We start from the raw sequence: 13,109 nt of genomic DNA on the forward strand, positions 1-13,109 counted from the left end.
TTATGTTAGTTTATCAGCCAATAATTTCATTTCTGCCGAAGGTGACCGATGCTGATACAGCACATTATATACCGCATTGCAGATAGGCAGTTCGATATCATATTTCAAGCAAATCTGTTGAATGCAATTTGATGCATGATATCCTTCGGCCACCATATTCATTTCCAACTGTGCCGATTTGGCGGAATAGCCTTTGCCAATCATATTTCCAAAAGTACGATTACGGCTGAATTGAGAATAGGCGGTTACCAATAAATCCCCCAAATAAGCCGATTCTTTGATGTCACGCGCTATCGGGTGAACGACATTCACAAAATGCGACATTTCCCGGATTGCATTTGACACCAGTACGGCTTGAAAATTATCTCCAAACCCTACGCCGCGGCATATGCCGCCCGCCACCGCATAAATATTTTTAAGCACCGCTGCATATTCCGTTCCATAGATATCGTCCGAAACATTGGTTTTAATATAACGGGTGCTAATTAATGCTGCCACCGATGCCGCTACCTCCACACTCTGGGAGGCCACGGTGAGGTATGACAATTTTTCGAGCGATACTTCTTCCGCATGGCAGGGGCCACCGATAACGGCAATATTTTCTATGGGTATTTGGTATTGTTCCTGAAGGTAGTCACCGACAATCTGATTTTCGTCGGGCACAATGCCCTTGATAGCCGATACGACAATCTTTCCCGCCAGCATCTCGGCAGTGACGCCCGTCAAGGCGTCCTTTAAAAAAGCAGCGGGTGTATTCAGGATGACGATATCGCTGTGTGTGATAACCGCACAAACATCTGCGTGGATATTACGTTTAGGGATGTTGATGGTTACGGCGCTGAGGTAATTGGGATTATGCTTGTATGTACGGATATAGTCGGCCGTTTCGCCATTACGCACCCACCAGTGGACCGCTTTATCAACTTCATTATCGCCCAGCATTTTAATCATCGCTGTGGCCCAACTGCCGCTTCCGACTACCCCAACCGTTCGTTTTATTAAATCCATCGCTTACTTAATATACCGATATTGAAAATTGGTAACTGGTCAGCGCTTCTCGAATGCCTGTCGCTAACAAAAAAGCCCCTCAATTGGACATCAAGAGGCTAGTTGGTACGCCAATCAGGATTCGAACCTGAGACCGACGGTTTAGAAAACCGTTGCTCTATCCAGCTGAGCTATTGGCGCATCCAATTTCGGTGCAAATTTAGGTAAATTTGTTAGAATTGTAAACTATTGTCTTCTTTTCTCTATGTAGCGAACAAAAAAAAGCGATTACCGCTGGTTATGTACCTGATTATTTACTTGATTATCGTGCCCACTTTGATTTCAGCCGAAGGCTTTAAAAGAATGCTGTCCTGAGGGGAAATGTCGCCAAATACTTCGGTAAGACTGTCCAATCGGACACCTTCCGTTACAGGGATACGTCTGATTTCTCCAGCATTCCATGTCATGATATAGGTTCCGGACTGTGTGTTCAGCAGACTTTTACCGGGCACCCAATAGGAAGGACTATGGCGCTGTAAGGTTAGTTTTGCCTGTGCATATTCTCCCCCCTGTAATTGGCCCAAGGAATTATTGACGTCAAACTCCAATGTAAGGGAGCGGTTTTGTTGGTCGAGCAATCCAGCCGTGCGGGATAGTACAACACTGAACGTTTTTCCCGGTTGTGAACGCACCGTAAATGTAGCCTGCATATCCTGCTTTACCGACGAGGCGTGTTTTTCAGGCAGGGATAATGTCAAACGCAACCGATGTCCCTGCGCCACCATAAACAATGGCACGTTAACCCCGGTTCCTGCCATCGCACCGACAGAAACATTCCTTTCGGTAATCACACCGTCGAAAGGAGCTGTAATACGAAGGTATTGCTGCAGCTGCGAAGCATGGGCAGCTCCGGCTTTGGACGCTTCATAGGCCGATCTTGTACTTTCCATGGTGCTCTTAGCCCGGTCCAGTTCAATGTGGGCCACCGCTCCTGCTGTTTTAGCAGCATCCACCAAACGGTCATACGCCTGTTTGGCGTACAAGTAATCGCTATGTACCTTTTGCGCCATGGATTTATCAGCAAGGTATTGTTGTTCCATCTCCGGGGCTTCCAATACGGCCAAAAGCTGTCCTTTGCGCACCCGGTCGCCAAGGTCGACATGCAACTGCTTTACAAATCCCGTAACTTTAGCATATACCGCCACCTGTTCATAGGGTTTAAGTTCGGCCGGAATGGATATTTCATATTCGGGGTTGATCAACTGCACAGGAGCCGTGGGGTACGTAGCGGGCTTCACATCCGCGTTCGGCTCTTGTCCTTTTTCCTTCTCGTCTTGAGAACATGCGGCGAACAGGAATGTCAACGTGATCGTCATTGCTAGCAGTACCGCGGAAGTCATATTTTTTGAGATGTGTCGAAACATTGTCGTGTTATTTTAAGTTTTTGCTATATCGTTTGTTGTTCTGAATAATACTTGCTCGCCTTATCATCCGGGTCTAACGACGGGCTGATGATTGAGGTCCTTGACATCAGGGAAGAAAAGAAATGCGGAATCAACACCAGAATGGTTACCGTGGAGGCAATAAGTCCGCCAATAACAGCCCTGCCAAGCGGAGCCACCTGTTCTGCTCCATCGCCCACGCCCATTGCCATCGGCAGCATGCCGGCAAGCATCGCTGCGGCAGTCATCAATATCGGCCTCAATCTGGAAGAAGCTGCCAGCCTTGCCGCATTGGCGGGCTTAAGTGCCAATTGCCTCCGGTGATATTCGGCTTGGTTAACCAGCAGTACCGCGTTCGATACCGACACGCCAAGCGACATGATAATCCCCATGTACGATTGGAGATTGAGCGTACTGCCGGTAAGGACAAGCATGAGCAGACTTCCGGCAATTACCGCAGGTAATACCGATAGAATGATTAATGGCACTTTAACGGACTGATAGTACGCCGATAGCATCAAGAATATGGCAATGACCGCCACGCCTAGACCCGCCAAAAGACTACCCAATGTATCATTCAGCAACTGCAGGGTCCCTGCTGTCCAAACGGTGGTTCCGCGGGGCGGTTCTCCAGCATCTACAATAGCCCGGCCAACCGCTCCCGAAGCCGTGCCCAGATCCTTTCCATATACGTTGGCCACCACGGTTACATAACGGTTAGGTCCCTTACGGTTTACTTGTGCAGGTGTGGTAATCCTACGTATCGTTGCCACATCGTCCAATACGGGGCGGAGGCTTCCTGTTTTCAACGGTAACGAGCGCAATCGCTCTTCCGAGGCCATGATTCCCTCCGGTATCTGCACCTGCGTTTGGAATACCAATCCGGACCCCGGATCTACCCAAAGGTTCTTGTCGGTAAAACGTGTGGATGAAGTAGCCGTGACGAGACTCCGTGTAACGTCCTGCATAGTCAGTCCGAACTGCCCTGCGAGATCACGGTTGACCTCGATTTCCAATGTAGGATAGGCTAGCGCTTCGACAATACGGACATCCCTTAAATAGGGAACCTTTTTTAAGTTGGTCTCAATTTTTGACGCATGAGCAAATGCAGCGTCTACCTGGTTTGCCCCCACTTTTACTTCAATGGGTGTCATAGCTCCTTGCCCCATAATCTTTTCGGTTAGCTCCATCGGTTCAAAATTGAACCGCACTTCGGGATACTTTTCAGCAATCGAATTCCTGATGCGTTCCTTTAGGTCTTCCATCGAACCGACGTAAACATCCTGATTAACGGACACTTGTAGTAAAGCTTCATGTGAGGCACTGGTAAAAAGAAAAATGGGGTTGATCGGAGACGCGGCCGGGTGCACGCCTACAAATGCCGAGGTGATGTTCAACCCTTGATCAGGAACCTGCTTGCCGATATCCTCTGTGATATCCCTGACCAATTGCTCAGTCTTTTCAAGGCTGCTGCCCTGTGGAGCCTGTATACGCAGTTGGAAATCTCCGCTGTTTGAAACCGGCATCACATCGGTGCCGACCACGTTCAACAACATGGCGGCAATGCCCCCCGCTACCATAATGTACACAACGAAAAGTGGAAGTGATTTGGTCGACCATTTACGCATCCGGTAGGAATAATTCACCCGGAACCTTTCAAAGAACACCCGCTTTCTGGGTGCAGTGGTTTCCCTGTTGTGTTTGTTCTTCATCATCCAATTTGCCAGTATCGGCACAAAGGTTTGCGAGGCTAAAAAAGACGCCACCATTGCAAAAGCGACCGCCATGGACAAGGGCATGAACATGTCTTTTGGGATACCGGTCATAATAAAAGCAGGTGTTAGCACCGCAAGGATACAGAGCAATATCAACAGTTTGGGAACGGAGATTTCAAGAAGCGCATCCAGAATGGCGCGCTGTTTATTTTTTCCGATTTCCATATGCTGGTGGATGTTCTCAATCGTTACCGTGGCCTCATCAACCAGGATACCGATGGATAAAGCAAGGCCGCTCAATGTCATGATATTAATGGTCTGCCCAAAAAGGTGCAGTGCCGTAACCGCCGAAAGGATAGCAATGGGAATCGTGAATACCACGATTAGGGCTCCACGGGTGTCTCCAAGAAATAATAGGATCACCAATCCGGTGAAAACAGCACCCAAGATGCCCTCAAGAATCAGGTTTGACAGCGACCGTTCAATGTATTGCGACTGGTCGAACTCGTAACGGACATCCACATCCTCCGGCAGCTGTTCTTTCAGCAAGGGCAGGGATGACTTCAGATTCTCCACCACGTCCAACGTCGAAGCATCCGCCTTTTTGATGATGGGCAGGTAAACCGAACGCTTACCGTTGATTAGCGCATAGCCGACAGTCTGGTCGGCACCATCCATTACGCTGGCAACATCCCGCACATATACCGTATGGTTTTCCCTTGTTTTTACCGGTGTATTCAAAAATTCCTCCGGCCCTTTGGCGATGGAATTTATCGGAGCCATCAGGTTTTCATCGCCAATGCGGATGTTTCCGGCTGGCGAGGGAAGGCTGTTCCTGGCAATAGCTGCCGTGATGTCTTCCGGATTTAACCCGTTGGCCTGCATGGCTTCGGGATCAACATTGATGACAATGGAACGGATATTACCACCGAACGGAGCCGGAGAAGTGATGCCGGGAATTTCAACGAACATGGGTCTTATCCGGGTAATGGCAAGCGTTTGCAACTCATTGACCGAACGTTGGTCACTCTCAAACACAAGTTGGCCAACGGGAAGCGAACTGCCGTCAAATCGTACAACCATGGGAGGAACGGCGCCCGGAGGCAAAAATCCCATTGCTCTTGAAACCGACGTGGAGACCTCACCGGCAGCTTGCGCCATATCAGTTCCGGGATAAAAGGTCAATTTCATGAGGGTTAGTCCCTGCACGCTTTTGAAATCAATGTTCTTTACCCCACTTACAAATAGCAGTACCTTTTGGAACTCATTGGCCATGAAGCCATCCATATAGGATGGCGACAGCCCGCCATAAGGCATGGCGATATACACTGCGGGTAATTCCACTTCAGGAAAAATGTCTATGTTTATTTTTTTTATCGTGCTGTAGGAAAAGAAAGCTATCGCCAATAGCACGACCATGATGGCAACCGGCTTTCTTAATGCAAATCTTATCAGGTTCATGCGTAGTTATTAAAGGTTATTAAACAGAAAATTGAAATCGGCGGTGAGTTCCGCCTCGTAAGCAAGCAGCATCCAATAATCACGCGAGGCCTCGATATAGACGCTTTCTGCCTGTTCCAGCAAACGGCGTATCTGTAGGAGTTCACTCAGCGTGATAAGCCCGCTTTTATACCTCGCCAGGTACATATCGTATGCATCCTGCGATTGCTTTACAGCGAGCCCTGTTTTTCTGAGCTGCTCCTCTTGTTGCTGGATTTTTGCCCGTGATGCAGATACGTCGGCCTGTATGGATTGCTCGTATTGCGAATGGAGTAACTTCGCACTTCTTGCTTTCTTAAAAAGCTCCTCTCCTTTCAGCTTGTTGGTATAGAGATCCGTCATGTTCCAGGTGATGCCGATACCCACAAGCATATTGCTGGTGGAATTGTTAAACCCTGCATTCCAAGCACCCGATACATATCCATTGGGGTTAATACCGGTACCGCGGTAGGCATAGCCCCCTAATACACGGAAAGAAGGCAATGCCGATCTTTTTTGCGCCTCCCCGCTGAGGTTATGGTATCGTGACTGCATGTCTAATGCATCCAATATCGGATGCGAAGGGTTTCCGGTGTTTACTCCCTTTGGCTGATTTACCGCCGGATGACTGAAACGGATGACAGACGCTGTGTAATCAATGGTATCGTCGCCATACAGTTCCGAAAGCTTGATAGCTGATGCCACCCGATACCCCAACCATTTCTCACGTTCACCCAGTGCCTGCACATACGAAGCGGATGCAAGCAGGCTGTCTGCCGCAGGTATTAGGCCAGCCGCCGAAAGACCGGCCGTAATGGCCCGTATGGTGTTGAGGCGATTTACATTTTTTTCCGTCCATGTCAGTTTCGCATGGTGAAATAAAACGGCAATGTACCGTTCGGATAGTGCTTTTTTGAGGTTAAGTAGATAAGCATCCTTTTCGCTTACGGTTTTACGAAACAGGGTAGCTGCGGCCTCGCTTTCCTTGCGCAGCCTTCCAAAAGAAAACAACTCCCATTCTATGGTAGCGGAGCCGAAACTATTGGCTGCCATAGCGCTGCCGGTCAACGCATTGATCTGCCCGCTTACATTGAAGAAACCAGGCTGCGGAAAAAATGCCCCAGCACTACCTTCATAGGTACCATAAGTATGTTGTACCTGTGTTTTTACCTGTGGTAGCATTTCGCTCTTTATTGCGCGTTCATGGAGCTTTGCAGCGTCAATTGCAGAGATTTTTGCACTTACACCGGGATAGTTCCTTTCGACTGTTGGCCATAAACTGCCCAATGTATTCTCCTGTTTTAGCTGTGCATATAATGGAGATATAGCAGCGATAGCAAAGCATGTCATGATGGCGACGAAAATATGCTTTATCATATTCGTATAAAGTTTTTGAGAGGTCGCAGCCGACCTCCGATTGAAATGAAAACAATAGCAATGTTACCTAATGCCACGTCGTAGCAATTAGGAGAAAAGGAAAGTCAGAAGGGTATTAAATGATGAGTTTCTGGTACTGAAGAAAGATGGGTAAAGTACCAGGGATTTTTAGGCTTCCATAAAGGGGATGTGATTGTTCGTTGCGCCAGGTATAACCAGGCAGAAAAAGGAAAGTCACCACGAGAATGGCGATGGGTAACCAGTCATTCGTTTGAAAAGAAGTGGTTGGGGAGATTTTTGTATCCGCAGTTTCTCCTACCACGCATCGTTCTGAGCCGACGACATCGTTTTTTTTAACTAAGCCCTGTTCCGTATTAGCCGGAATACCGGCTAGGCTTTTGATGCTGCTTTTCACCGGACAGGATGTGAGCAATACCAAAACCACGACAATGCATACAAAAAGGCACCGCTGTGAGTATTCCTTGGTATTTGACAATGTCCAGTCCATCAATCCGCGAATTTAGCCTTATTTAGTTAAGGACAAAAAAAACAGCTTACCATTCATATTATTTTTACATTCTAACTATTCCTACATACTATTTTGCCCTAATAGCTTTACGGTGGGACATTCCCCACTGCAATAATTGTTCGGCTACAGGAACGAAAGACTTTCCGTATTCAGTCATGGTGTATTCTACGGTAACAGGTTTGGTGTCGTGGACAATATGTTTGACAAGTCTATTCATTTCTAAATCCTTTAACTCTTTGGATAGCATTTTACCCGAAATGCCGGGTATCCCTCTAACCATTTCCATAAAGCAATTTTTGTCATTAGCTTTTATGGTTAGGTATAGCAAAATCATCAATTTCCATTTTCCGCCCCAAATTTCGATACTATCTCTTAACGCCAACATTGCTTCATTACAATCTTCAGGCGACACATTTTTTCTCGATTTAATCTTCATTATCAATATAGTTACCTTTTGGTAATTAGTTACCAATGGTTAATCCTTTACAAAATTACACGAAATGACCCCGAACTTTGCCCACAAAACAAAATAACATGACAATTACAATTTTTGGAGTAACAGGAAGGATGCAGCAGTTGTTGGTGCAACAAGCTCTTGACAAAGGGTACAGGGTAGTCGGCTACGCACGGACACCTTCCAGAATGACAATTCAACACCCTAATCTAATCCTGAAAAAAGGAACGATGCTTGATAGAACGACAATTGAAGAGGCTATACAAGGTAGTGATGTCGTAATAGAAACAGTGGGTTGCGTGAGCGAGGGAACAAAACTCATTATTCAAGCCATGAAAAAATTCAACGTAAAACGTCTTATTGTCGTTTCAACCTCAAACGCCAGGGACGGCAAAGATTTGCCTGACAAAAAATTCACTCTGCTGCTTGGAATGACGAGAGGGGCATTGAAACTCTTGGGATTGTTCCACAGACAGTATCGTAATGCTGTTTATGAACTTCGTAAGATAGCCGGAATGGTGCGAAATTCTGATTTGGATTGGACGTTGGTAAGAGTTGCAGGGTTGACAAACAAAGCTAAATCCAACGATGTCAAGTCGGGATATCTGGGCCAAGGAATCATCAGTTTTTCTACTTCCCGTGCGGATATGGCGGACTTTCTTTTGCAACAAGTAACGGATAAAACGTACATACGGCAGGCACCAGCGATTAGTAGCTAAACAAATCTAAAAAGCTACTAGCCAAAATAAGCGTCGTGGGCATCTATCCATAGCCAGGGATTGGCTACGTCGCTCACTCCCCGCACACGTGGCCGCAGCCATCCCTTGCTGGGGGAGGCTACAATCAAAATCGAGCCATTCGCTTCGCTTATTTCTTTTTTCATTTTCTGCTTTTGTCTGAGCACACTCACAAAATTCTGAAAACGAAAAAACCCCGCTATTGCGGGGCTTTATTTGGGCTGGCGGAGAGTGAGGGATTCGAACCCCCGGTCCTTTGACAGACAACGGTTTTCAAGACCGCCGCATTCGACCACTCTGCCAACTCTCCGCCGCAAAAGTACAAACTCTGCCACATTTTGCAAATTCAATTGTACTTTTTTTGGTAACACGTACACTGTGAGGGAAAAAAACTTTTATGTTTTTGTCCAATCTGAGAAATCCGTTTGTCATTGGGGTATAAACATCAAAAATTTATTAAAATGGAAACTAGAATTAATGCATTTGAAAAAGGACAAAAAGCGCTAACGACGTTATTCGGGATCGGCAGCTATTTGCGTAAATCTACCATCGACAAACAACTATTGGAATTGGTGAATTTCAGGGTATCACAAATCAACGGCTGCGCCTTCTGCTTGGATATGCATTCCAAAGAATTAAGGGCTGCTGGAGAGACGGAGCAACGCCTCTACGGAATCAGTGCCTGGCGGGAAACGCCGTACTATACCGATCGTGAGCGGGCGGCTTTCGCGTGGGCCGAGGCGGTAACCGCCACGCACGTAGCTGACGAGGTGTATCAGCTAGCTAAATCCCAGTTCTCAGATGAGGAACTGATCGATCTTACCTTGGCCATAACGACCATCAACACGTACAATCGCTTCAATATTGCTTTTGCAACGGTGCCGGGCGGGTACGAAGTCGGCATGTTTGGCTAAAAAGTGTGAAATGAAGAGCTAATTTCCTAGCTTTATCGCACGATTTTAGCACGTATAAACCAATAGGTATGACTGATGAATGAGTTTTTATTGATTTTCCGGAGAGATTTTACCACGGCGGCGGATCAGCCTTCCGCCGAATCGTTGCAGCAGCACTACCGGGCGTGGAAAGAATGGTTCGAAAACCTTGCGGCACAGGATAGATTGGTGGGACCGACTAAGCGATGGGATGGTGCGGGAAAAGTGGTCCGAAACGCCAAAGATGTGACGGATGGCCCCTATGCAGATATCAAGGAGTCTATTGGCGGTATGCTGATCATCAAAGCCAACGACTACGATGAAGCCGCAGAAGTCGCGAAAGATTGCCCGATATTTGCCTTCGGAGGCAACGTCGAAATACGGAAGGCGCTAAGCTGACCTGTACTTCGTGGCCGCATAAGCGTTGCATAGCCAACAACCGACTCCCCTGCCCCTGGCTTGGAGTTGGTTGTTGCTTTTTTTATAGCGCTGCACTCAGCTGCCGCATATTTCCCGTGATGACCGTTTTGTCACCCGCCGTCTTGGCGAGGTCCAGTGCCGTTCTGAAATGGGCCAGTGCCTTCTTATTGTCGACATCGGTATAAAGATGCCCCAATAGTGCATAGTAAAGGTGGCTATCCAACGGCGTTAGCTTCGATGCGGCGTGGATTGCTTCTTGCTTTCCGTTCACTTTGGAAAGGGCGTAGATTCGATTCAGTGCAGCTATCGGTGAGTCTTCGATAAGCAACAGGCTGTCGTAGAGCGCAAGTATGTGCGTCCATTTCTGTACGGTGTCTTCTTTTTTGGTATGCCAATAAGCGATGCCGGCTTCTACATGGTACTTAGATAAGGCTTGCCCCGAGGATGACTGGTTCAGGAAATAACCGCCGCGTTCGATCAATTCCATATTCCATAACGATTCGTCCTGATCGGGATACAGGATGAGTTCACCGCTTTCGGTAGTCCGGGCATCGAACCTGGAAGCGTGAAAACACATGAGTGCCATCAGGGCATTAACTTGGGGGAGATTGGTGGATTCATTTTGTATGAGCAGGTAGACCAGCCGCATCGCTTCCGTACAGAAATCTTTTCGCAAGGCCACATCCTGCGAGGTGGAGTAATAGCCTTCGGAAAACAGGAGGTAAATGGTCTTCAGCACGCTATCAAGCCGATCTACGACTTCTTGCTCAGTGGGATAGGCAATGGCGATATTTTCTTCCTTTAGCTTCTCTTTGGCACGGTTTATCCGCTTATAGATGACCTCCCTATTGGTTAGGTAGGCATCGGCGATCTCATTGACGTTGAAACCGCAAAGCAGGTTGAGCGCTAAGGCAATTTGGGCGGCATGGGGATTGCAGGGATGGCAGACCGCGAAGATCATCGCCAGTTGGCTGTCCGTAATGTTTTTTTCGGAGAGGTCGACCTCGATTTCATAGCCTTGGTTTTGCGCACGGTAAGCCAATTCGGGCGTGATCTTTTGCTCATAGGTATTACTCCGCTTGAAATAATTTCGGGTTTTATTCTTTGCAACCGTATACAGCCAGGCTGTCGGGTTTTCGGGCACTCCTCTGAGCGTCCAAACCTCTGTGGCGGAAAGAAAGGTGTCACTGACAATGTCCTCTGCGATTTCGATATGTTTGATGCCAAACAGGTTACTCAGTACCGAGACAATCTTCTGGTATTCCGTTCGGAACAACCGAGGTATCAATGTTACGACGTCCATATTAAAAAATACCTGGGTAAAGGTACAAAGGCATTTTTAAAGTTTTACGGTGATCTTGTCAAACGAACGAACTAGGCTATTTCGATAGTATGTGTTACCTTTATCTGCTTCAGGAAATAGGTATCGTGAGAGATGACCAATAGTGTTCCGCGATATTCATTGATCGCCGCCGTCAGTATTTCGATATTCTGAATATCCAGGTTATTTGTCGGTTCATCCAACACGATGATATCGGGCGCCCGGTTATCGATCGTCATGCAACAGATGAGCAGTCGCATTTTTTCGCCGCCGCTCAATACGGCGCAGGGTTTTTCCCAGTCGTCCTTCGTAAACAGAAACCGGTGCAGACAGATTTTCAGCTCGTGGTCGGGGCGTGCTTCAGAATTGAATTGATGTGCTTGCTCGACAACAGTTAGCTCATTGGCGATCAACGAGTAATCCTGATCGATATAAATGACCTTGGCATCTGCCCGATGTAGCGATCCGATACGGGGATGGAGGTTGCCCAACAGCACGTTGATCAACGTGGTCTTGCCCGACCCGTTCGCGCCGTTGATGGCCGTGCGATCGCCACTTAAAACCTGGAAGCTCAACGGCTTTTTCCACAGCGGCGGCTGATCACCGTACCCGAAATTTATGTTGTCGGCTACAAGCAATCGCTTGCCTTGGTGAAGCGTTGAATGGCTGATCGCCAGCTTCATTTTGTCGATATCGGGCAAGGCGTCGCGCAGTCGCCCCAGCTCTTCGGATATAGCGCCCGTTTTTTCTGCATGGATCCCCTTCATGCGCGATGTACTTTTTTCCGCGTTGTCCTTCAGGGTTTTCATGACGATGGTGGGAAGCCCAGCCTTTTCTTGCTTTTTCTTACCGCGGGCATCCAGTTTGTGCTGCCGTTCCATGGATTCCCGTGCGGTTTCTTTTGCCTTCCGGAGCGATTTCTCGGTATTCTTAAGCTGTTGGTTCAACGCACCGGTCGCGATCGCCTTCTGCGTAGTATAGAAATCATAGTTGCCGCCATATACCGTTATACCTTGTGGGCCAAGCTCGCAAACCTTATTTAGGCGATTCAGCAATGCCCTGTCGTGGCTGACCACCACCAGGGTATGCCTGCAGGAGGTTACATAGGTATATAGTAGTTCCCTGCCAAGTGAATCCAGATGGTTGCTTGGTTCATCCAACAAAACGATATCCGGCTGGTGTATATCGATTCCGGCAAGGAATACCCTGGCCTTTTGACCGCCACTAAGGGTGCCAAGTTGGTCGCTTAGGGCTATCCCGTCTAACCCCCAATGGGCAAATGCGGCTGCACAGCGCTCTTCGATCATCCAATCATCATCGAGCGCCTCCATGTTCACTTCCGTGGCGTGACCGGCCAAGATTTCCTGTAGCGCATGTAGTTTGTCTGCTACCTGGAGGGCCTGGGCAATGGGTTGGTCATTGAACTGGCCGAAAAGCTGTGGCAGGTAGTAGGGTTTGCTAGCAGCCCGTACCTGCCCGCTCGACGGAAGCAGATGACCAGCCAGAAGCTTTAACAGGGTTGATTTTCCGACGCCATTGTTGCCGATTAACGCAACCTTTTCTTGTTTATTGATGGTGAGATTGATGCCATCAAACAATAAATCACTATTGGGATGGGTGTATGTGACACCTTGTAGGGTAAGCATGATTCCTTTCGTTAAAACGTGAGCAATTGAATAAACCTGAGCCTGCAGGTCTTTTCGCATTCCTGAAAGA

Annotated in this window: 12 protein-coding genes and 2 tRNA genes; 3 read left to right on the forward strand and 11 right to left on the reverse strand. The window is 47.8% G+C overall.

Annotated features, from left to right (window positions below; genetic code table 11):
• The 7 genes from IEV98_RS15050 to IEV98_RS15080 form a co-directional block, all read right to left on the reverse strand.
• Positions 1-1,008: an NAD(P)H-dependent glycerol-3-phosphate dehydrogenase gene (locus IEV98_RS15050; RefSeq protein WP_188506852.1), complete on the reverse strand. Its 1,008-nt coding sequence runs from the start codon at positions 1,006-1,008 to the stop codon at positions 1-3.
• A gap of 103 nt (positions 1,009-1,111) precedes the next feature.
• Positions 1,112-1,188 (reverse strand) — tRNA-Arg (locus IEV98_RS15055).
• Positions 1,189-1,301: 113 nt separating this feature from the next.
• Positions 1,302-2,411, reverse strand: a complete 1,110-nt coding sequence (locus IEV98_RS15060; protein ID WP_188506853.1) for an efflux RND transporter periplasmic adaptor subunit — start codon at positions 2,409-2,411, stop codon at positions 1,302-1,304.
• A gap of 23 nt (positions 2,412-2,434) precedes the next feature.
• Positions 2,435-5,605, reverse strand: a complete 3,171-nt coding sequence (locus IEV98_RS15065) for an efflux RND transporter permease subunit (protein ID WP_188506854.1) — start codon at positions 5,603-5,605, stop codon at positions 2,435-2,437.
• A gap of 9 nt (positions 5,606-5,614) precedes the next feature.
• Positions 5,615-7,000 carry a TolC family protein gene (locus IEV98_RS15070; RefSeq protein WP_188506855.1) on the reverse strand — a complete coding sequence of 462 codons (1,386 nt, stop codon included), beginning with the start codon at positions 6,998-7,000 and terminating at the stop codon, positions 5,615-5,617.
• 115 nt (positions 7,001-7,115) lie between these two features.
• On the reverse strand, positions 7,116-7,508 hold the full coding sequence (locus IEV98_RS15075) for a hypothetical protein (RefSeq protein ID WP_188506856.1): 393 nt from the start codon (positions 7,506-7,508) through the stop codon (positions 7,116-7,118).
• A gap of 88 nt (positions 7,509-7,596) precedes the next feature.
• Entirely contained in the window at positions 7,597-7,965 is a 369-nt protein-coding gene (locus IEV98_RS15080; RefSeq protein ID WP_188506857.1) for a winged helix-turn-helix transcriptional regulator, read from the reverse strand.
• A 98-nt stretch (positions 7,966-8,063) separates the two neighbouring features.
• On the opposite strand from IEV98_RS15080, the gene IEV98_RS15085 reads away from it, so the two are divergent.
• On the forward strand, positions 8,064-8,702 hold the full coding sequence (locus IEV98_RS15085; protein ID WP_188506858.1) for an NAD(P)-dependent oxidoreductase: 639 nt from the start codon (positions 8,064-8,066) through the stop codon (positions 8,700-8,702).
• 17 nt (positions 8,703-8,719) lie between these two features.
• On the opposite strand, the gene IEV98_RS15090 is transcribed toward IEV98_RS15085, so the two are convergent.
• On the reverse strand, positions 8,720-8,866 hold the full coding sequence (locus tag IEV98_RS15090; protein WP_188506859.1) for a hypothetical protein: 147 nt from the start codon (positions 8,864-8,866) through the stop codon (positions 8,720-8,722).
• 76 nt (positions 8,867-8,942) lie between these two features.
• Positions 8,943-9,030 (reverse strand) — tRNA-Ser (locus IEV98_RS15095).
• 151 nt (positions 9,031-9,181) lie between these two features.
• On the opposite strand from IEV98_RS15095, the gene IEV98_RS15100 reads away from it, so the two are divergent.
• Both IEV98_RS15100 and IEV98_RS15105 read left to right on the forward strand, forming a co-directional pair.
• A complete protein-coding gene (locus tag IEV98_RS15100) occupies positions 9,182-9,634 on the forward strand; it encodes a carboxymuconolactone decarboxylase family protein (RefSeq protein ID WP_188506860.1) in 453 nt (150 codons plus the stop codon).
• Between the two features lie 75 nt (positions 9,635-9,709).
• Complete coding sequence (locus IEV98_RS15105; protein ID WP_188506861.1) at positions 9,710-10,051, forward strand: YciI family protein; 342 nt, start codon at positions 9,710-9,712, stop codon at positions 10,049-10,051.
• Positions 10,052-10,133: 82 nt separating this feature from the next.
• Here the strand turns inward: IEV98_RS15105 and IEV98_RS15110 are convergent, their stop codons facing one another.
• Both IEV98_RS15110 and IEV98_RS15115 read right to left on the reverse strand, forming a co-directional pair.
• Positions 10,134-11,375, reverse strand: a complete 1,242-nt coding sequence (locus IEV98_RS15110) for an RNA polymerase sigma factor (RefSeq protein ID WP_188506862.1) — start codon at positions 11,373-11,375, stop codon at positions 10,134-10,136.
• Positions 11,376-11,446: 71 nt separating this feature from the next.
• Entirely contained in the window at positions 11,447-13,039 is a 1,593-nt protein-coding gene (locus tag IEV98_RS15115) for an ABC-F family ATP-binding cassette domain-containing protein (protein ID WP_188506863.1), read from the reverse strand.
• Positions 13,040-13,109 lie beyond the last annotated feature (70 nt).

The sequence above is a fragment of the Parapedobacter pyrenivorans genome (assembly GCF_014636865.1).
GTDB classification, from domain to species: domain Bacteria; phylum Bacteroidota; class Bacteroidia; order Sphingobacteriales; family Sphingobacteriaceae; genus Parapedobacter; species Parapedobacter pyrenivorans.

What these genes read in the sequence shown, in the direction of transcription:
- IEV98_RS15050 (WP_188506852.1), bottom strand. Translation starts at nt 1,008, where the DNA reads ATGGATTTAATAAAACGAACGGTTGGGGTAGTCGGAAGCGGCAGTTGG.
- IEV98_RS15060 (WP_188506853.1), bottom strand. Translation starts at nt 2,411, where the DNA reads ATGTTTCGACACATCTCAAAAAATATGACTTCCGCGGTACTGCTAGCA.
- IEV98_RS15065 (WP_188506854.1), bottom strand. Translation starts at nt 5,605, where the DNA reads ATGAACCTGATAAGATTTGCATTAAGAAAGCCGGTTGCCATCATGGTC.
- IEV98_RS15070 (WP_188506855.1), bottom strand. Translation starts at nt 7,000, where the DNA reads ATGATAAAGCATATTTTCGTCGCCATCATGACATGCTTTGCTATCGCT.
- IEV98_RS15075 (WP_188506856.1), bottom strand. Translation starts at nt 7,508, where the DNA reads ATGGACTGGACATTGTCAAATACCAAGGAATACTCACAGCGGTGCCTT.
- IEV98_RS15080 (WP_188506857.1), bottom strand. Translation starts at nt 7,965, where the DNA reads ATGAAGATTAAATCGAGAAAAAATGTGTCGCCTGAAGATTGTAATGAA.
- IEV98_RS15085 (WP_188506858.1), top strand. Translation starts at nt 8,064, where the DNA reads ATGACAATTACAATTTTTGGAGTAACAGGAAGGATGCAGCAGTTGTTG.
- IEV98_RS15090 (WP_188506859.1), bottom strand. Translation starts at nt 8,866, where the DNA reads ATGAAAAAAGAAATAAGCGAAGCGAATGGCTCGATTTTGATTGTAGCC.
- IEV98_RS15100 (WP_188506860.1), top strand. Translation starts at nt 9,182, where the DNA reads ATGGAAACTAGAATTAATGCATTTGAAAAAGGACAAAAAGCGCTAACG.
- IEV98_RS15105 (WP_188506861.1), top strand. Translation starts at nt 9,710, where the DNA reads ATGAATGAGTTTTTATTGATTTTCCGGAGAGATTTTACCACGGCGGCG.
- IEV98_RS15110 (WP_188506862.1), bottom strand. Translation starts at nt 11,375, where the DNA reads ATGGACGTCGTAACATTGATACCTCGGTTGTTCCGAACGGAATACCAG.
- IEV98_RS15115 (WP_188506863.1), bottom strand. Translation starts at nt 13,039, where the DNA reads ATGCTTACCCTACAAGGTGTCACATACACCCATCCCAATAGTGATTTA.